This is a genomic window from Hungatella sp. L36 (assembly GCF_014288035.1).
Map to the genome: position 1 here is coordinate 1 of NZ_JACOPC010000032.1, position 18,984 is coordinate 18,984.

At 50.2% G+C, this 18,984-nt stretch carries 14 protein-coding genes; 2 read left to right on the forward strand and 12 right to left on the reverse strand.

The features are described 5' to 3' along the window. Window positions 1-281: 281 nt before the first annotated feature. The 5 genes from H8S80_RS32995 to H8S80_RS33015 all read right to left on the reverse strand — a co-directional run bounded on the left by H8S80_RS32995 (window position 282) and on the right by H8S80_RS33015 (window position 7,131). Window positions 282-2,042 (reverse strand): class I mannose-6-phosphate isomerase, encoded by a 1,761-nt coding sequence (locus tag H8S80_RS32995; RefSeq protein WP_117633741.1) that lies wholly within the window; start codon window positions 2,040-2,042, stop codon window positions 282-284. Window positions 2,043-2,123: 81 nt separating this feature from the next. Further along, a complete protein-coding gene (locus H8S80_RS33000) occupies window positions 2,124-2,879 on the reverse strand; it encodes a GntR family transcriptional regulator (protein WP_002602215.1) in 756 nt (251 codons plus the stop codon). Window positions 2,880-2,907: 28 nt separating this feature from the next. Further along, a complete protein-coding gene (locus H8S80_RS33005; protein WP_243008061.1) occupies window positions 2,908-3,774 on the reverse strand; it encodes an ROK family protein in 867 nt (288 codons plus the stop codon). A 415-nt stretch (window positions 3,775-4,189) separates the two neighbouring features. Next, window positions 4,190-5,287, reverse strand: coding sequence for a slipin family protein (locus H8S80_RS33010; protein WP_002602213.1), 1,098 nt, complete (start codon window positions 5,285-5,287; stop codon window positions 4,190-4,192). A 611-nt stretch (window positions 5,288-5,898) separates the two neighbouring features. After that, window positions 5,899-7,131, reverse strand: a complete 1,233-nt coding sequence (locus H8S80_RS33015; protein WP_117633739.1) for an RtcB family protein — start codon at window positions 7,129-7,131, stop codon at window positions 5,899-5,901. 195 nt (window positions 7,132-7,326) lie between these two features. On the opposite strand from H8S80_RS33015, the gene H8S80_RS33020 reads away from it, so the two are divergent. Together H8S80_RS33020 and H8S80_RS33025 are read left to right on the forward strand one after the other, a co-directional pair. Next, on the forward strand, window positions 7,327-8,742 hold the full coding sequence (locus H8S80_RS33020) for a WYL domain-containing protein (protein ID WP_117633738.1): 1,416 nt from the start codon (window positions 7,327-7,329) through the stop codon (window positions 8,740-8,742). Next, entirely contained in the window at window positions 8,732-9,748 is a 1,017-nt protein-coding gene (locus H8S80_RS33025; RefSeq protein WP_025531170.1) for a WYL domain-containing protein, read from the forward strand. Before H8S80_RS33020 ends, H8S80_RS33025 begins: the two co-directional genes overlap by 11 nt. Window positions 9,749-11,288: 1,540 nt before the next feature. On the opposite strand, the gene H8S80_RS33030 is transcribed toward H8S80_RS33025, so the two are convergent. The 7 genes from H8S80_RS33030 to H8S80_RS33060 all read right to left on the reverse strand — a co-directional run bounded on the left by H8S80_RS33030 (window position 11,289) and on the right by H8S80_RS33060 (window position 18,976). Continuing rightward, window positions 11,289-12,827, reverse strand: coding sequence for a sensor histidine kinase (locus H8S80_RS33030; protein WP_117633704.1), 1,539 nt, complete (start codon window positions 12,825-12,827; stop codon window positions 11,289-11,291). Then, window positions 12,824-13,501, reverse strand: coding sequence for a response regulator transcription factor (locus H8S80_RS33035; protein WP_002602206.1), 678 nt, complete (start codon window positions 13,499-13,501; stop codon window positions 12,824-12,826). The genes H8S80_RS33030 and H8S80_RS33035 overlap by 4 nt, the downstream gene beginning before the upstream one ends. Before the next feature lie 101 nt (window positions 13,502-13,602). Beyond that, window positions 13,603-14,835 (reverse strand): MFS transporter, encoded by a 1,233-nt coding sequence (locus H8S80_RS33040; RefSeq protein WP_117633705.1) that lies wholly within the window; start codon window positions 14,833-14,835, stop codon window positions 13,603-13,605. A 68-nt stretch (window positions 14,836-14,903) separates the two neighbouring features. After that, the gene (locus H8S80_RS33045) at window positions 14,904-15,557 is read right to left on the reverse strand and encodes a TetR/AcrR family transcriptional regulator (RefSeq protein WP_002602204.1); all 654 of its coding nucleotides are present in this window, start codon (window positions 15,555-15,557) and stop codon (window positions 14,904-14,906) included. Between the two features lie 95 nt (window positions 15,558-15,652). Continuing rightward, a complete protein-coding gene (locus H8S80_RS33050; RefSeq protein ID WP_181988079.1) occupies window positions 15,653-16,483 on the reverse strand; it encodes an HAD-IIA family hydrolase in 831 nt (276 codons plus the stop codon). Between the two features lie 40 nt (window positions 16,484-16,523). After that, window positions 16,524-17,252, reverse strand: coding sequence for a glycerophosphodiester phosphodiesterase (locus H8S80_RS33055; protein WP_117633706.1), 729 nt, complete (start codon window positions 17,250-17,252; stop codon window positions 16,524-16,526). Then, a complete protein-coding gene (locus H8S80_RS33060; protein WP_117633707.1) occupies window positions 17,252-18,976 on the reverse strand; it encodes a glycoside hydrolase family 2 protein in 1,725 nt (574 codons plus the stop codon). The genes H8S80_RS33055 and H8S80_RS33060 overlap by 1 nt, the downstream gene beginning before the upstream one ends. Between the last annotated feature and the right edge of the window lie 8 nt (window positions 18,977-18,984).

Genomic DNA, 18,984 nt, shown 5'->3' on the forward strand with positions numbered 1-18,984 from the left:
CATTTTCTTCAAAACTTTCTCAGCGGTTCAGCTGGAAGATTTCTGGAAAAGTTTGCCGCCGTTTTCAGCGGCGAGGTATATCATATCAAAGCAGCCGACAAAAGTCAACATGTTTTTTGAATTTTTTTGATATTTTTTATTATACCCTCAATTTTATATTTTCATACACAATATATGGTGTTTATTTCTCTGTGACACACAATACGCTCATCTTAATCACAGCAAAGGCCCGGGCAAAGCAGTGAATCTGCTGCTTAGCCCGGGCCCCTGCTTGTTATTCTCTATCGGCGTACCGATGCCACGACCATTTTAATCTCTCTGTCTTCCGGAACAATCCGGTAGCACTTTGCGGCAGCCGGCACAATGGCAGTCTCCGCATAATGAATCTCAAATGGCTCAAAACTGCCATCCATGCTTTCAATGCGGGCGCATCTGCCGTCTACCAGATTCATCACATGAACGGAATCGTCCGTCTCAACTGAAGCAGCCTCGGTCAGCGTATAACGGCAGGTATCGATGAACTCCCGGTTGTGAAGTCCGGTGCGCTCCACCATTTTCCCCGGTTCATTGGACAGTACCGTTTCCTGGTGTACAATGTTATCGTATATCCAGTCCGTGTCACGGTCCCACTGAATATTTTTTAAACCGTGCTCCACGTGAATCGGGCGCGGGATTCCGTCGAGTCCCACTCGGCCCCAGTCCCACAGCTTAAAGGTAAAGATATAGGGGGTGGCGCTGATCTCCAGCACCATGGTATTTTTGCCGGAGCAGTGGATAGTTCCCGCCGGGATCAGAATATGATCGTGTTTCTTTACCGGTACCCGGTTCACATACTCTTCCGCCGGAAATGGAATTTCCCCCTTTTCCGCCCGCTTCAGATCACGGGCCATGGCGTCGCGGTCTACCCCATTTTTCACGCCTAAATAGACGTAAGTCTCTTCGTCCTCTGCCGCATCAAGAAGATAATAGCTCTCGTCCTGTGTGTAGTGCATTCCAAAGGAATCCTGAATATACTCCGTCAGCGGATGGACCTGAAGAGACAGATTGCCGCCTCCCATGGTATCCAGAAGGTCAAAACGAATAGGAAACTCCGCGCCAAAACGGCCGTGAACCCGTTCTCCCAGAAGCTCATGAGGACGATACATTACCAGGTCGATAGCTGGTATTTTTACGGTTACGCTACCATATGTAAGATTCAGGCAATTTTCCTCGGGTACTCCGTCGAAACTCCACGCGAAATTCTCCTTCTCCGGATCCAGTCCGAAATTCTCCTGCATCCAGTGACCGCCCCATACGCCAGGATCAAAATACGGTTCCATTCTGAACGGCTCTGCGCTGACCTTTTCTAAGCCGCCGCGAAAAGCCTGGCCTGTTATCAGCTTGGGATTACCGGTTTCTTCGCTCTCCAGCACATAATCAAACTGATCATACCGCTCCTTCTTGTAACGGTCCGCCAGCCTCCACTCGATAAAAAAGGCCCGCTTATATTTTGTTAAAATGGGAGCATCACTGTTGGTGCAGTGCCAGTTGGGCATTCCCTTCCGGTAGCGCAGCTGGATTTCCCATCTCGTTATGCCACAGTAAACGTAAATATCGCCTCTGCTTATGAGACCGGCTCCTACGCCGGCGATCACCACCAGCCCTTCCTTCTGCGCTTCCAGCTCCGCTGCCGCCGCTTCCAGCTTGGCCGCATCAAAGAAATCGGCCAGCTTCTTGTGGCAGATCACTCCGAATACGCGGTCTTCCGTGATGAAGTCATGAAACTCACGGTTCAGTACTTCCTCTGATTTTGCATAGTCTTCCATATCCATGATCTTTGCTGGATTTAAGGAGAGTGCCAGCTCCATCAGTTCCTCTTTGGCGACACCGGGATAGAAATCCAGACAGAGAACCGCTCTTTTTTCCCTGCTCAGGATGTCCTCTGCCCTGCGGATCAGCTCCGCCTTGACAGCTGGGACGCCTTCCCACGCCTGATCCTCAAATCCTGGAATCACCTTTTTCGGATGCGGATCGTAATTGTTATATTTACCTGCGATATTCATGATATTGCCTCCCTGTTATTCATGGTAATTTCGTAACGATTCAGCCGTGCGGCAGCAAAATGATGCACGGCTGAATCGTTACTATAGATCGACTGTATATTTGTAACGGTTTCCCGGATAGTAGCAGACGGAGTATTCGAAGACCAGCCCATCCTTTCCGCCGTTATGCAGCTCGGGAAAGTCTTCTCCCGGCAGAAATGTCTGGCGGATCCGCTTAAATACCGGCATCTGAGCCTCTATTTCCAAGAATTTCTGAACCTCCGGAGAGGGCAGCGCCGCTTCCAGTGTGTCCCTTCCTTTTACAATTCTTATTTCATGGACTTCACTTAAATATTTGTACAGAGACTCCATATAATACTGGCTGTCCATAGGAAGCTCCACGATATCTCTCAGATACGTAACGGTATACACCAGCGGTTTCCCCTGGACACTGCGGACTCTGGTCAGGCAGTAGCACATCTCCGTTTTAGGAATCTGAAGCGCTGATGCCACGGTGGTACCCGGCATGACCTTCTCCATGCGGCAATAGGTGGTTTCCATAGTGATATTGTGCTGTTTCATCTCATCCGTAAAGCTGATGACGCTCTTCATGTGTTCGTCGATTTTCTCATAGATCACCTCTGTGCCGATTCCTCTGGAGCATTTGATATATCCGGCCTGGGACAGGGCCGCCATGGCCTGCCTGACCGTCACTCTCGAGACCTCATACTGATCCATCAGCATCTTTTCCGTCGGCAGAAAATCCCCCCGGTTATACTCTCCCCGCTCGATCTGCATCTTGATTATGGATTCCAGCTGCGAATAAAGCGGCGGCGCTCCCTTTTCATGATTTAACATATTCTGTCCCTCCTCATCTTCCGTTCTCCTAATGGCTCATGGCAACAAACAGTCCCTGCATGGCTCTGGCCGAGGTCTCCGGTTCCAGGCAGACCGTCGTGTTCCGTTTTTCACATTCTTTTTTAAAGGCTTCCCCGAAATAGGGAAAGCTTTTTGAGATCTGCCCTCCGAGCACGACACAGTCCGGATGGAACGCATCCAAAAATGGACACATGCAGCGGTTTAATTCCTCACCAAATCTGTGATATACCAGGAGCGCCTTCTCCTCCTGTTCCAGACACCGCTCATACAGCTCTTTTCCATTCAGCTCGGTTCCCGTAATCTCCCTGCTGATTTTTAAAAGTCCCCGGACGGAGAGATAGTCATCAATGATGGAATCCCGGTAGGGCAGGTTATAGATCCAGCCATGATCAGGCACTCCCTCCGTCTTCTCTTTTATCACCTTTTTATTCTCTATAAATGCGGACCCGGTGCCCGTTCCAATGCAGAGGCACAGAAGCCGCCCCGCCTCCCGGCCTTCCCCGAACCAGCTTTCCCCCAGCGCAAACGCCTCCACATCGTGGAGAAAACAAAAAATTGTATTCTGAAGAAAGTCTGTCCGCTTTTTCATCTCTTCTTCTATAGAAATACCGTAAATAGAATCATATTTATCCAGCCCCTGCATCAGGCTGATTCCACGTTCATAATCGAACGGCCCCGGAAACGCCATGCCGATCCCATCGATGGAGGCACCTTTCCATCGGACCGCCATCTCCTTTATGATCATGGAAAAATGATCCAGAATCGCCTCTTGATCCGCCTTCGCATTGGAAGAAAAATGGCGGATTCCGCCCTGAATGGCGCCGTGTTCATCGAGTACGCCGGCCTTAATCTCTGTCCCGCCAACATCTAACATCAAATACATTTTTCCTGCTGCCGCCTTTCCAAAAGTTATAACATTATAATATTATAATTCAAACGTAAAAACAAGTCTTTTCCCAGCGTCTCTGTATTTTTGTTAATACTGATCAAAAGGTATTGTGCACTTGTTACAAAAACAAAGTCAGACTACTCGTGTCAGCGCGAAGTGCGCATACCAGGGAAGGCGGCTGTCCTGCAATCAATTTCCCGGTTGCAGGACAGCCGCCTTCACGGTGTGTCCGATATGAAGTTAAATTCCTGGTACTGCATTGCACCCGCTATCTACGCCAGGAGCACGCCCACGAAGCTAGTCGTAGGGTCCACTACGCCGTCGCTTCGCGGACGCACACCTGACGCAGATATCACGCACTATGCAGTACGCATTTAAGTCCGGCGGCACTAGTCTATTATTACGTTCCCATCAGTTCTCTGAGCTGCTGAATCAAAGTTCCGCTGCCTGCCACGGATATATTTCCAACCTGGGTACAGATTCTCTCCAGGCATTCCAATTCCTTTAACTTGTAAAGCGTCTTGTTCTCATCCATCAGTTTCGCGGTGTTTAACAGCGACCGTGTGGAGGCAACCTCCTCGCGCCGTGTGATGACATTGGCCTGCGCTCTCTTTTCCGCGATCAGTACCGTGTTCATGATGTCCCGAATCTCCCCCGGAAGGATGATATCCTTGATTCCGATGGTCTGAACCTCCACGCAGTACTGCTCCTGCTCTTCCCTCATCCGCTGTGCCAGAAAACCGGAGATGGCCTCCTTCTGTTCCAGTATCTCATCCAGGCGGTAACGGCCCACATATTCCCGTACAATCAGCTGGATACGGGTATAAAGCTGATTTTCCACACCCTTGATGGTCTCTACCAGCCGCTTTGGATCTGCGATCCGGTATGTAGCAGTTAAATTCAGCCGGATTCCCACACGGTCAGCCGTCAGGATCTCCTGGCCGCTGATCTCCAGTTCCTTCATTTTTAAATCCACAATACGGCATAAGACATCACGGGCGTACAGCCAGTAATAATACGTTCCGGGTCCCAGCTCATCCGTCAGAATATTATCCTGGTACAACAGTCCCATCTCTCCCGGAAGAATCTCAATCTTCTTATAATACTGCTGGGCGATCAGACGCAGAAGGTTCTTTTCCACGTTCCGGTCCATGACCGGCTCCCTCATGTCGATGAAACGCAGCTCACACGGTTCCCATACATTCCAGTAAGCGGCCTCGCGGTCTGTTACAACAGCGCTCGCCGCATGGTTGATATACAGGATTCCCAGCTGCCCCTCCGGTACCTCCACCATCGTGACACGGCTCATAAACGCGGCATCTTCTTTTAAAACCTTTAAGGGGACTTCCTTAAATCCCACTCTCCCACGCATCTCTTCTATAATCACCTTATATCCCATGCAGGCCGGATAGTGGTACGTTCCGGCAAATATCATTTTCTCATAACAGCCATTTTTCATAACGAAACCACACTGGGTCTGATTTACATTAATACGCATATACCTTCCCTCTTTTCTATTTTTATAATCCACTTTGCGCTGGTGAACATCGCCATTTCGCGCGGGCGGACTTTTCTTTACACGGGTTGAAACACCGGACCACCGCACAAAAAAGCGGGATGGACTTTGGCAGATTCTTCATTCGCCGTGACCGGGCCGGCTGCGGGCTGCGGCATATGACTCACCACCTCCGCCTGTTCGGCCGATCAGGGCATAACTCGAAATCTGCGGTAGCCGCCTCATCGCATGGCTCTTTTCATGCTGGCCGCAGGACTAAAATACGATCCGCAGCCTGGCAGTCCGGCCTTCTCCCCATCTTTTAGGGGACACTAAAAAGGTGTCTAATGATTGCTATACCAACTTAGCTACTGCCTGAATCAGGCAGACGGGATTCGAACCCGCGACACATCATCCTCCGATGGCAGTTGCCTGCCGTTTCGGCGCTATCATATATAATTCCCCGCCCTTGCGGCCGATGGAATTCACTGCGGCATACCGTACTGCAGAGCAGCCGGCACCATCTGGCTTTTACGCCATGATTTCTGCAGCTATGATTAATTTCTTTCCGGCGTAATGCAGTTCTAGTACAGCTTTGCATTAATAACGCAGTACTAGCCTTTCACCACGCCGACCGTCTTCAGCTTTTTGACCGGAACGACCAGATCTTTCTGCTGATCCATCACATGGTCAATGTCTTTGTAGGCGAAGCGGCTTTCCTCCGCCACATCGGATTTGTTCATTTTCCCGAGGACGACGCCCTGGGCTTTTAAATCATTAATAACTTCCTCGCAGGAGAATTTCTCCATCGCGGCCTTTCTGGAATAGGCCCTTCCCGCCCCGTGGGACGAGCTCTCGAAGCTCTCCGGGTTTCCTTTTCCCATGACGACATAGCTGTAGGAGCCCATGGCACCCGGGATCACGGCCAACTCACCGTTACCGGCTCTGGTGGCGCCCTTTCGGTGCACCCAGACCTCTTTCCCGTAATGGGTCTCCAAAGAAGCGTAATTATGGTGACAATTGATCTGCTCGGTGAATTCCATGGTCGTATCCAGGTACTTTTCCACCTTCTGAGCCACAATCTCCAGAGTTTTCTCCATCATGCGCTTTCTGTTTTCAAACGCGTATTCCAGCGCCAGGTTCATCCACAGGATATAGTCCTGTCCCTCCGCGCTGTCCACAGGAAGGAACGCCAAACGGTATGAATCCGGGACAGCGCTGTGCCATGCGGTATTTAATACTCTCGCTCTGTTGTGGAAATGGTCACAGATTTCCTTTCCAAAATGGCGGCTTCCGGAGTGAATCATAATCCCCAGATACCCATCCTGATCTTCCTGAAGCTCGATAAAATGGTTGCCGCCGCCCAGCGTACCGATCTGGTAAAAGGCATCCTCAATTAACGGAAACAGCGTCTCATTCTTCTCATAATCGGCTGCATGCGCCAGGCACCGGTCCAATACCTCCGATTCCTGTCTCTTCTTATAAGAGTTATAGCCAACCGGTATATTTCTCATGATCTCTCCGGTAATGGCCTGGAACATGGTTCCATTGCCGGTCATAACCGGTTTAAGATCCTCTGTTTTTATATTGGTAGAGACAAAATTCATCCCGCAGCCGATATCGACGCCCACTGCATTTGGAATGATGACGCCGTCCGCAGCGATGACTCCGCCGATCGGCATTCCTTTTCCCTGGTGAGTATCCGGCATCAGGCACGCCCATTTATGGATAAATGGAAGCTGCGCTAAATGGCGCGCCTGTTCCAGGCATCCTTCCTCAACCTCTTCTATATTTTCCAGCCAGATTCTCACCGGCTTATTCATCTGCTCTTCTTTCCATGTAAACATAATCTCATTCCCCATTTCCTGTTCTTTGTTCTCTGTTGTGACTTTATCTTACCAGTATTTACCGGAGGAATCATTTAAAAAAGGGTGCGAACCTGGTGACAGCAGGAAAAAATGGAAGTATAATCAAATTTAACCGCTGTTACAATAGCCCGGCGGAGCGGCAAAAGAAGAAGTCCAGAAGGAAGTGAAGATACCATGAAAGAATTTTCAGAGCTTGTGAAACGGTTCGACCGGATCCGTACCTATGTGCGGGATTTTTACGTATATGGGTTTAAGACCCGCGAGGACTACAGCGATGGCAGCGGCCGGACCTATGACAACGAGCGTCGCAGGATCGAAAGCTGGTTTTCTCCCTACATTCACAGCGAGTACAACGAGGAACGGAAGAAAACGGTGGCCATCATCGCCCACAGCAACCGGATCGCCGTCAACCCGCTGTTTTCCGCCTGGAAATCGAAGAGCTTTACCTCCAATGACATCATGCTGCATTTCTTGATTCTGGATTTTCTCGCAGACGGCGGATGCTGCACGGCAGATGAGACGGCAGACGAGCTCCAGAGCCGGTACGGAGTCCTCTTTGACTCCCAGACTGTGCGAAAAAAGCTGGTGGAGTATGAGTCTTTGGGAATTTTAACTGCGAAAAAGGAAGGGCGAAGGCTGCTTTACGGAAAGCGTGAGAATAGTTGTGAGGAAAATACCTCGAATCTGTGTTCCATGGATTGGCTGGAAAAGATGACCGGTTCCCCCAGATTCCTTGACATGGTCAGTTTCTATCAGGGAAGCGCCGCCTTCGGATTTATCGGCAGCACCATACTGGATAATCTTCAGAAGGAAAATACCGTATTCCGTCTCAAACACGACTTCCTGGTTCATACGCTGGAGGACGAGATTCTCCTGGAGCTCCTGCGCGCCATGAGGGAACGAAAAGAAATCCAGCTGGAAAATAAGAGCGCAAAGACAGGCCGGACCGAACAGGTGGAAGGGACTCCTTTAAAGATTCTGGTGAGTACCCAGACAGGCCGGCGCTACGTCATCGTTCATCAGACAAAATCAAAACGTTTCTCCAGCTTCAGGCTGGACTATCTCCTGTCGGTGACGCGCTTAGAGTCAGGAGGAGATGACGGGGAAGCCCGTTACGAACAGCATAAAAAGGATCTGGAAAAGAATCTTTCTAAGACATGGGGCGTTTCCTTTGGCGACGGCCGGAAAAAGGAAAGTCCCTCTCTCCGGCGTCCGGCGGAACGAACGGCACGGATGGAGTCGATTTCCTTTACCCTGTCGCTGGACGAGGAGCGGGAGGCTCACATTATCGGCCGTCTGGAACGGGAGGGCCGCGGCGGTACCATAACGCGGCTGGATCACGGTGTCTGGAGCTACACGCGGGAGTGTTTTGACTGCAACGAGATGATGCCGTGGGTCAAAACATTTACAGGACGGATTCTCTCCTTCTCCTGCTCCAATTCCATGATTGAAAAGAAGTTCTTCCGGGATATGGATCGCATGGCGAAGATGTATGCGGAAAGTCCCCCTCACTTACGTTCAGCGGAATGTGCGGAAAGTCCCCCTCACTTACCCTCGGCGGAATCGGAGGTGAACAAGGATGGAATCTGAACTGTTTTCTGAAATCTATAACTGTTACTTTCTGGTCGTCCGGCGGATTCTGGACGAGGCCGCGGAACACGGGCTGTCAGAAAGCGACTTAAACCGTATTGCGGATACATACGGCTATGAGGAAAGTGCCCTTGCCATCGTCCCGAAGCTGGTGAGCGGGGAATGGAATTTACTCGTCAAGTCGCCGGAGGGGCCGTCCGGCAAGCCGCTCTTTTACTCCCGGGTAAAGGCACCGGAGCCGCTGCCGCTGACCGGGCTCCAGCGTTCCTGGCTGAAAGCCGTCTCCGCGGATCCCAGATTTCGCCTGTTTTTTACTGACGAGGAGTGCCGGAAGCTGGATCTTTCGTTAAGAAATGTTCAGCCGTTGTTTTATCCGGAGGACTTTTCTTATTTTGACCAGTATTCCGACGGAGACGGGTATGAACTCGATTCATACCGGGAGCATTTTCAAGCGGTTCTGGAAGGGATCCGGGAGAACCGGATCCTGGCCATCGATTACTTTTCGGCAAAAAACCACTTAACTACATTCCGATACCTTCCCTGCCGGCTCGAATACTCTGCCAGGGACGACAAATTCCGTCTCATGGCAGTCCGGGTTCGGAAGGATGACAGCTTAAGCCGTCTGACTATCCTGAATCTGTCGCGGATCATGCGGATTAAAGATACGGGAAAATCCCTGGAGATTCGGCCCGATATCGATGCCTGCTTAGAACACTCCCTCTGCCGGGAACCTGTGGTCCTGGAAATATCCAATGAGCGCAATGCGCTGGAACGGACCATGCTTCATTTCGCCTGTTATAAGAAACGGACGGAAAAGCTGGGTGACTCCGGTAAGTACCTCTGCCGGATCTATTACAGCAGAGATGTGGAGACGGAGCTATTGATACAGATTCTCTCCTTCGGACCGGTGGTAAAGGTTCTGGGGCCGGAAAGCTTTCTGAAACAGGTGAAGGAACGGGTGGAGAGGCAGCAGCGGCTGTTTGCGAAAGACTGCAGTAACCCGTAATGAAATTTTATGCGTTGCGGACAAGATGACAGCACTTGCTTTATCTTGTCAGGACGGGAAGATCATTTCAGGACAGGAAGAACACTCCCGGACAGAACGATCGCTTCAGGACAGGAAAATCACTCCCGGACAGAACGATCGCTTCAGGACAGGAAGATCACTCCCAGCTGAGCGGCCGCAGCCAGCGAAGCTTGTGTTTCGGAAGCTTCAACCAGAAACATTGCCGAAAGACTAAATTTAAAAAGGGGCTTGAAAAAAACAAGCCCCCAGTGTATAATTTACTTAGAAGTAATCAAAGAGACTGTGCTACGTCTGATGATTACACTTCAGATATCTGGTGTAATTTTTAGTTACATAGCTATCCTCTATTGCACTAGAGGATAGCTATTTTCTATTCTGATGAATCTCTATGTAAGTCAGTGCTGCAAATATCACCAGCACTAATGTCAACACTTCAAGTGTATTCATATTACATTTCCCCCTTCGCCAATTCTCGCGAAAGCAGCAAACCGGATTTTCATAACAGCATTGCCATCCGGCCGCTGTCCGTGGTATATCCAGCTTCTGAAGGGAATCATCAGGCTATCCTCTAACCTCTATTCAATTATACAGATTTATTTTATCATATCTCGGAACGTATTACAATAAATAGTTGTATATAAAACCTTTTTATAATGTAATTGAATAAGGGCGCAGGTGGGAAGACAGCTGCTGCTGTTATTTCAATCCACGCCCGGTGATTTCGCATAATGCGGCTGAATTTTATAGATATCTGACTTGTTTGCATGCCAGCAGAGAATTCTCGTTAGTTTTAAAAAAGGGGCTTGAAAAAAACAAGCCCCCAGTGTATAATTTACTTAGAAGTAATCAAAGAGACAGTCGTTCGTCTGATGATTACGCTTCAGATATCTGGTGTAATTTTTAGTTACACAGCTATCCTCTATTGCCCTAGAGGATAGCTATTTTCTATTCTGATGAATCTCTATGTAAGTCAGTGCTGCAAATATCACCAGCACTAATGTCAACACTTCAAGTGTATTCATATTACATTTCCCCCTTCGCCCATTCTCGCGAAAGCAGCAAACCGGATTTTCATAACAGCATTGCCATCCGGCCGCTGTCCGCGGTATATCCAGCTTCTGAGGGGAATCATCAGGCTATCCTCTGACTTCTATTCAATTATACAAATTTATTTTATCATATCCCGGATTACTTTACAACTGCCATGCGTATTTATAACTCATTTTATATGTCAGGCGATGCCGCCATTCTTCACCGCCTGACACTAGTGCCGCCGGACTTAAATGCGTACTGCATAGTGCGTGATATCTGCGTCAGGTGTGCGTCCGCGAAGCGACGGCGTAGTGGACCCTACGACTAGCTTCGTGGGCGTGCTCCTGGCGTAGATAGCGGGTGCTATGCAGTACGTATTTAGGTCCGGCGGCACTAGCATAACGTATCATAAGCCCTTGTGCATAGAGTTCCTGATGCGAATATCAGGCACTCTATGCACAAGGGCTTACAATACATTATACCAGAACTATCCCTGTTCCCCATAACAATCCAGCGTAAACCAGAACTCCACTCCGCCTTCCACATTTCGCACTCCGCAGGCCTTTCTGTGTGAGTCCATGATCGCCTTCACGATCGACAGCCCGATTCCGCTGCCGCCGTATTCCCTCGTATGAGACTTATCCACCTTATAGAACTTCGTCCACAGATTGGGGATATCCTCATCCGGGATATTATTTCCTGTGTTAAATACCGTGACGAGAGCTTCCTCCCCGTTGTCTTCCACAGTGATGACGATCTTTTTCTCGCCGGCCAGATGATTCAGCGCATTATTCAAATAGTTTGTCACTACCTCTTCGATCTTAAACTCATCCGCGCATACGTAGACCGGACCGCAGTCCTCTAAGTGCACCTCCGCTTCCTTCTGCTGAATCAGAATACCTGCGGACGTGATTACTCCGCGGACTAAGTCAGTTAAGTCAAACCGGTCCATGACCGGGGCGTCGTTGCCGGCCTCCAGCGCTGACAGGGTCAGGAGCTGGCGCACCATCTTATTCATCTTATTGGCCTCATCCATGATGACTTCACAGTAATAATCCCTGCTCTCCGGGTCCTCTGCCATCCCTTCCGTCAGGCCTTCCGCGTACCCCTGAATCAGCGCGATCGGCGTCTTCAGCTCATGGGACACGTTGGCTATGAAATCCTTACGCATCTCATCGACCTTGATCTTTTCCTCGATGTCCTGCTGCAGCTCCGTGTTGGCCGTTCTCAGCTGACCGATGGTCTCCTTCAGCGTATCGGACAGACGGTTCATGCTGTTCCCCAGCACGCCGATCTCATCCTCCGCCTGGCCTGTGTATTTGGCGTCGAAATCCAGGTTGGACATCTTCTCCGACAGATTCGCAAGCTGGAGAATCGGGGAGGTGATCTTTTTCGTGGTAAAGTAAATAAACACACTTCCCACAAACAGCGCCGCGATTCCCACGTATGCCAGGAAACGGTTGGCCAGATCCACGCTCTCCCGGATACTGGCCAGCGGCGTGGACATCAGAAAGATGGTCGCATTATCCGAAAAATACCCCCAGCTCTCCAGATAATAAGAATCGGAGCGCTTGTCATACGTCTTCTGGATAAAATAATTGTCGTGGGTCTTTAAAATACTGACCTTGGGCATGTCCTTGCCAAAGATATACCCCTGAACCCGGCTGGACAAGTAGTCGCGCTCCCCCGTATTGGAGATCAGAACCTGATCGGTGGCGCTGTCCATCAGCACGATGTTCATATTATATTTTTCACCGAGGACCCGAAACATCTGCTGGACCGGACCTTCATTTTCACGGTTCGGATCATAGGTGCTCTTAAAATACTCGAATATATCGGTGCCCTTTTTTTCGGTTTCCGTAACGATCCGGTCGATTCCGTTGTATGCCTTTTCCAGTGTGGCTACCTTGTCCATGGTATAAAAGCTTTCCAGAAACCAGTTGTTCACACACCAGGTAGCAATCAGCACGAATGCCATCAGCCCTACGAATACCATGGCAAACCGGGCTTTTATGGAATGTCTCATTCAGTCACCTCGAATTTATAGCCCATTCCCCAGATGGTCCTTATATAGTCCCCTTTCTCTCCCATCTTGCTCCGGAGCTTCTTTACATGGGTATCGATCGTCCTCGCATCTCCGAAGTAATCGTAATTCCACACATTATTAAGAATCTTCTCTCTCGAAAGGGCAATTCCCTGGTTCTCTACAAAATACGTCAGAAGCTCAAATTCCTTATAGCTCAAATCAATGTTCTGACCGTCGATCGTAACCTGATGCGCCGCCTTATCAATGCGGATTCCTCCGATCTCGATTAAGTCGGAAGAGACGGCGTTGCTTCTTCGTAAGATCGCTTCCACGCGCGCCACCAGAATCTTCGGGCTGAACGGCTTGGAAATGTATTCGTCCACACCCAGGTTGAAGCCCTGCAGCTCGTCGCGCTCCTCGCTTCTGGCCGTCAGCATAATGATCGGCACCTGGGAATATTTTCTGATCGTTCTGCATGTCTCCCAGCCATCCATCTTCGGCATCATCACATCCAGAATAATCAGTGCAATATCCTTCTGCTCGAAAAACAGATCCACCGCCTCTTCACCGTTGGAAGCCTCGAGCACCGTAAATCCCTTAACACTCAAGAAATCCTTTACCAGCTTTCTCATTCTGGCCTCGTCATCTACTACTAATATCTTCAACTGTTCCATGATAACCTCCTGAACTGTAAGCCATTTTCTGATTATTATTGTAACAAAACGGCCGGATAAATTCTACATTTTCACAGAGATTTCACACAAAACAGCGGTATTTACGCCTCTGCGTTCCGTAATGTCCTCTTGGCCGCATACGCCAGCATCATGCTGATCACGGTTCCAACCAAAACCACCACCCATGGACTGCCGGAAAACAGCTCAAAGAGTCCGCCGTACATCGCCTGGCCGATGGGCAGCGCACAGACGCAGATGGTGGATACGAATGCGCCGACTTTCCCCAGCATATGAACCGGCGTGCTCTTCTGAATAAAGGTCTGCGCCGCAATGGTAAATAACGCAGCGAAGCCCATTCCGATCATAACAGAAAAAAGAAGAACCGCATAAATCATCTTCCCAGGAGCCTGGAACAGCAGAATCAGAATCACCGGTATCAAAAGCAGCGGCGTCCCCAACAGGAAATAGTGGGAATGCTTAAATGGAATCTTTTTCCCTGCCAGACCGGATACCAGCCCGCCGAGAATCGAGCCCATCCCCATGGCCGCCTCGGCAAATCCATAAGCCTGCGCCGACATGCCTAAATATATTTTAACCAGATACGGCAGACCTATGATAAAGAGGGCAGATAAGAAGAGATTGATTCCTGCAACCACGATGAGCAGCTTAAAAAGACAGGTATTTTCCCGGATTAAGTAAGTGACGGCTCCCTTTAAATCAAGAAGTGCCATACGCACCGGTGATCCATCGGCCTCTCTCTTCTCGTGAGGGATACGCAGAAACAGTTCCATCACCGCCGATAAGAAAAAGCAGACCGCGCTGGCCGCAAGTATGGGCTTCACACCCCCAATCCCGTACAGCATCCCGGCCAGGATCGGCCCCAGCAGGCCTGCAAGCGCCTGGACCTGCATCACTATCCCGTTAGCCGCCATCAATTGCTCCTGGGAAGCCAGAAGCGGGATGCTGGCCTGAACAGACGGCTGGTAAAATGCCTGGATCAGAGTCAGCAGAATCATAAAGATCGTGACAGCAGCCAGATTCCCCGCACTCCCATAAACCGCATCATAAAACACGATCAGTCCGGCCGTTACAAAATCCAGAATCGTCATGATCTTCTGCTTCGGAAGACGGTCCGCCAAAACACCGCCGAACGGTGACAGCAGCACCGTGGGAATCATGGATACGGCCAGAATCGTACCAAACACCGCAGCCGATCCCGTAACCTCTAGAACATACAGTGACAGTGAAAAACGCAGAATCGCATTGCCGAACAGCGAAATAATCTGTCCCAGAATCATAATCGTAAAGTCTCGTTGAAACAGGCGTGAATTCATATTTTTATATTCTCCTTATTTTTAATACCGACGGTTGGTATGTATAACTGTAAAAAAGAAGGGTGGGATTACGCCCACCCTGGCTGTTCTTTTATTACCTCATCAAAATAACAGATGAAAGCTTCTTTTATGCGGTCATCGATAACCGGAATCCCCATCTTCTCACAGAATTCCTGGTAATAATCGACCTTTACAAGAAAATCCTCTCTGTTTTCCGCGTACATGCCCACCCACACATTCATCAGGATCATCATCATCTCAGACAGTTCCTTGGGCCGTGTGGCAGAAATGGAGCCATCCCGGATTCCCTCCTCAATCAGATCTGCGATAAACGGCGCAGAATCATGTATGGTGGAATCCAGAATCAGGGTTCGGAGCCTAGGGTTATCCCTGTTGGTATACGGCATCAGCTTATCCAGCTCAAATTTTTTCTTATCCGTAAACAGATAATAAAAGATCTCCTTCAGCTTTTCCAGGCCATTTAAGGATGGGTCCAGCCGAATATCCATAAACCACCCGGCCTCGTCGTAGTAGACATCGGTCAGCCGGTCCATAATCTCTTCCTTTGACTTAAAGTGGTGGTAGACCGCTCCCTTCGACATTCCCAGTGCACTTACAATATCCTGGATCGTCGTATGCTCATATCCCTTCTCCCGGAACAATGCGCGGGACACATCCAGGATCTTCTGAACGGTCTCCTCCGGATACTTATTACGCGCCATAATCTCCCCTCCTTTTACATACATACCGTCGGTATGTTTATAATAGCAGAAGCAGATTTAAATGTCAAGTCCAGTTTTCTGGCAGTATGCCGCTCTCAATCTTCCCGATGAGTCCTCAGCAGCTCCCCCATCTCCTTCAAGGAAAGATACACGCCATCCGGGACGACCTCCGCCCCCTCCAGATCCTTCCTCTTCGTTTCCCCGGTTAGCACCAGCATTCCCATGGCGCCATTGTTCACACCGGTGGCCACGTCTGTGTACAGGCGGTCGCCCACGAAGGCGATACGATCCCTGTCCACGCCTGTTTTCTTCAGGATCATTTCCACGGTCTCGGGGAAAGGTTTACCGACGTATCTCGGCTGCTTTCCCGTAGACAGGGAGATGGCCGCGCAGAATGCGCCGCAGTCCGGGATAAAGCCTTCTTCCGTAGGGCAGTTGATATCCAGATGGGTTGCCAGGAATTCGGCTCCGTTCCTGATATAGGTACACGCCCGCTCCAGCTTTTCGTAGGTCAGGGTCAGATCGAAACCGATTACCACCACGTCCGGCATCTCCTGCGTCAGACAGATTCCCTCCTCCCGAAAGCTCTCCTCCAGAGCCGGTGTGCCGACCAGATACACGGAGCAGTCCGCATAGCCGCTCTTTAAGTACTGGATCATCACATCTCCGGAGGTCATAATCTGCTCCCGGCCGATTATGCAGTTCATCCCCTTCAGTTTTTCAAGATAGACCTTCGGTGATTTTGAAGAATTGTTCGTAAAAAACAGGTATCTGCGCCCCGTTTCCTCCACGGTCTTTAAAAAGTCAAGCGCTCCATCCAGAATCCGGTCACCCAGATAAAAGGTTCCATCCATGTCCAGGACAAATAATTCTGTTTTATTAAGCAATTCAGTTTTTTCAAGCAGTGCAGTTCTCTGTTCCTTCAACGACTTATTTCCGCCTTCCCTGTATGTAAAGTAATCTTCCCTATTTCTGCATTGCCTGCTGCCAGGCGCGGCAGATACCCGGAAAATTCGTAATCGCCCCGCTGCAGTTTAAGTCGCCCAGCCTTTCCAGCAGAGCCATATCATTGATGGTCCAGGCATTGATTTTGATCCCATGGCGGGCGCAGCTCTCTGCCACGGCGCCGGTCAGCTTCGCTCCGTTGGGGTGGTAACACTCAAAGCCGTACTGGCTGCAGTAATATCCCGCGTTGCCCAGTTCGTCGTCCACCAGTATTCCGCACGCTATATCCGGTTCCAGCTCCTTCGCTTTTAACAGGGACACGTGGTTGAAGGACGAGAACATCACCTTCTCTTCCAGATGATACTTTCTCAAAAGCTCTATCGTCTTTTCTTCCAGCCCCTCATAATAGTAAATGCTGGTTTTAAACTCGATATTAGTGGTCACAGGCTCATCCTTCACCCAGATGCAGTACTCCTCAAACGTGGGAATCGCCATCCTGTCGTACTTTCCGTTCCAGCATTTGGCCGCGTTAAACTGCTTTAATTCCTCGTATGTATAATCACGGACATAGCCGGCGCCGTCCGTGGTCCGGTCGATCCGCTCATCGTGAAGGACCACCACCACATCATCCTTTGTCAGCTGGACATCCAGCTCAATCTCATCACATCCGGCCTCCACCGCCTTCTGAAACGCCAGCATCGTATTCTCGGGATACCTTCCGCTGTATCCCCGGTGTGCAACTACTTTCATTACCGGTTCCTCCTGTCATTGATTTCCTTAATTTTTTCCGGGTCAAATTTATACTGATGGGTACTTGTCAGAAGGCCGTTGGTCTCCTGTTCCACATCGGTCAGCTGCGTATAACAGTATCCGCAGATCAAGTCTGAATCGTAGACCGCGTCAAGAATCCTGCTGTATTCCTTTAAGAATTCCGACCGTCCGATCGCCGTATAGCCCCAGCCGCTCTCGTCCTCCGAGACTGCGATTCCGCCGAACTCAGTCAGCACCACCGGCTGCTTCTGATAGGAATGGCCCTTTGCAAACAACCGTTTCTCCACAATCTTAGGCAGCTCGTCGATCTCTTTTAAACAATTTTTATATAATTCCTGCTGCTTCTGGTCGTCCTCTCTTCCGTGCTGGTAGGAGTGAACCGCACAGATATCCGTGTCCGTCATCTCCCAGCCGTCATTGGATATCACCAGGCGGGTGGAATCCAGGCTGCGGGCCATATAATAGAGGGATTTCGAAAAGCTCTGCTGCTCCTGATTCTCATAGATGCCGGGGACGCCCCAGCTCTCATTCAGCATCCCCCACACAATGATGCTGGGATGATTGTAATCCCTGCGGATCACATCCATCCACTCTCTCATAAAGGCACAGGCCCCCTCCGGCGTATAGACCCAGAAGCTGGCCATCGCCTCCCACACCAGAAATCCCAGATGGTCCGCCCAGTATAAGAATCTGGGATCTTCCACCTTTTCATGCTTCCTGCACCCGTTAAAGCCCATGGCCTTGGACATCAGGATATCATTTTTGTAATCCTCATCGGACGGCGCCGTGATCAGGCTCTCCTCCCAGTACCCCTGGTCTAAGAGAAGCTTCTGGTAGTAGGGCTGGTTGTTTAGATAGATTCTTCCGCCTTCGATCCGGACCTTCCGCATGCCGAAATAGCTTTCCACCCGGTCGGTCACCTCCGTGCCGTTTTTAAGCGCCATGGTAACCTCATAGAGATTGGGATTTTCCGGAGACCAGTATGCTCCCACAAAATGAAAGGAACCGTTTAACGCCTTCTTCTGAAATACATCCACCGTGATGGTGCTGCACAGCTCGCGGCACCACACGGTACCTTTAAATACAGGCTTTTCCTCCCGGCAGATGGTGATCATCGCCTCGCACGGAAGCGCAGTCCCCTGCTCCAGCCGGTAGTCAATCTTCACCGTACCTTCATCGATGTCCGGCGTGAAGCGAATCCAGGAAAACCGCGACGCGGACACCGGCTCCAGCCATACCGTCTGCCAGATTCCAGTGCTGGGCGTATACCAGATAAAGCTGGATTCATCCTCCCAGTACTGTTTTCCCCTGGCGATCTGCTCATTCTTCAGCCAGTCTTCCACCTCCACGCGGATGCACTCTTCCCCCCAGTTCAGGCAGTGGGTCACATCAAAGCTGAAAGGCGTCTGGCCTCCGGAATGGGTCCCGACGCACTGCCCGTTGACCCACACCCGGCAGAAGTAATCGACCGCACCGAAATTCAGCAGCACCGACCGCCCTTTCCAGGTATCCGGCACGAAAAAGGTCCGTTCATACACGACGGCATCCTCACGAATCCGCTCACCGATCCCGCTCTTTCTGCACTGGCATACGTATGGCACCTCGATCGATCTCTTATCTCCGCCCAGATAAAAATCCCAGGCCCCATTTAAATTTACCCATTCACTCCTCACAAAATCAGGACGCGGATACTCATCTCTCATACTTCATC

What these genes read in the sequence shown, in the direction of transcription:
- H8S80_RS32995 (WP_117633741.1), bottom strand. Translation starts at nt 2,042, where the DNA reads ATGAATATCGCAGGTAAATATAACAATTACGATCCGCATCCGAAAAAG.
- H8S80_RS33000 (WP_002602215.1), bottom strand. Translation starts at nt 2,879, where the DNA reads ATGTTAAATCATGAAAAGGGAGCGCCGCCGCTTTATTCGCAGCTGGAA.
- H8S80_RS33005 (WP_243008061.1), bottom strand. Translation starts at nt 3,774, where the DNA reads ATGTTAGATGTTGGCGGGACAGAGATTAAGGCCGGCGTACTCGATGAA.
- H8S80_RS33010 (WP_002602213.1), bottom strand. Translation starts at nt 5,287, where the DNA reads ATGCGTATTAATGTAAATCAGACCCAGTGTGGTTTCGTTATGAAAAAT.
- H8S80_RS33015 (WP_117633739.1), bottom strand. Translation starts at nt 7,131, where the DNA reads ATGTTTACATGGAAAGAAGAGCAGATGAATAAGCCGGTGAGAATCTGG.
- H8S80_RS33020 (WP_117633738.1), top strand. Translation starts at nt 7,327, where the DNA reads ATGAAAGAATTTTCAGAGCTTGTGAAACGGTTCGACCGGATCCGTACC.
- H8S80_RS33025 (WP_025531170.1), top strand. Translation starts at nt 8,732, where the DNA reads ATGGAATCTGAACTGTTTTCTGAAATCTATAACTGTTACTTTCTGGTC.
- H8S80_RS33030 (WP_117633704.1), bottom strand. Translation starts at nt 12,827, where the DNA reads ATGAGACATTCCATAAAAGCCCGGTTTGCCATGGTATTCGTAGGGCTG.
- H8S80_RS33035 (WP_002602206.1), bottom strand. Translation starts at nt 13,501, where the DNA reads ATGGAACAGTTGAAGATATTAGTAGTAGATGACGAGGCCAGAATGAGA.
- H8S80_RS33040 (WP_117633705.1), bottom strand. Translation starts at nt 14,835, where the DNA reads ATGAATTCACGCCTGTTTCAACGAGACTTTACGATTATGATTCTGGGA.
- H8S80_RS33045 (WP_002602204.1), bottom strand. Translation starts at nt 15,557, where the DNA reads ATGGCGCGTAATAAGTATCCGGAGGAGACCGTTCAGAAGATCCTGGAT.
- H8S80_RS33055 (WP_117633706.1), bottom strand. Translation starts at nt 17,252, where the DNA reads ATGAAAGTAGTTGCACACCGGGGATACAGCGGAAGGTATCCCGAGAAT.
- H8S80_RS33060 (WP_117633707.1), bottom strand. Translation starts at nt 18,976, where the DNA reads ATGAGAGATGAGTATCCGCGTCCTGATTTTGTGAGGAGTGAATGGGTA.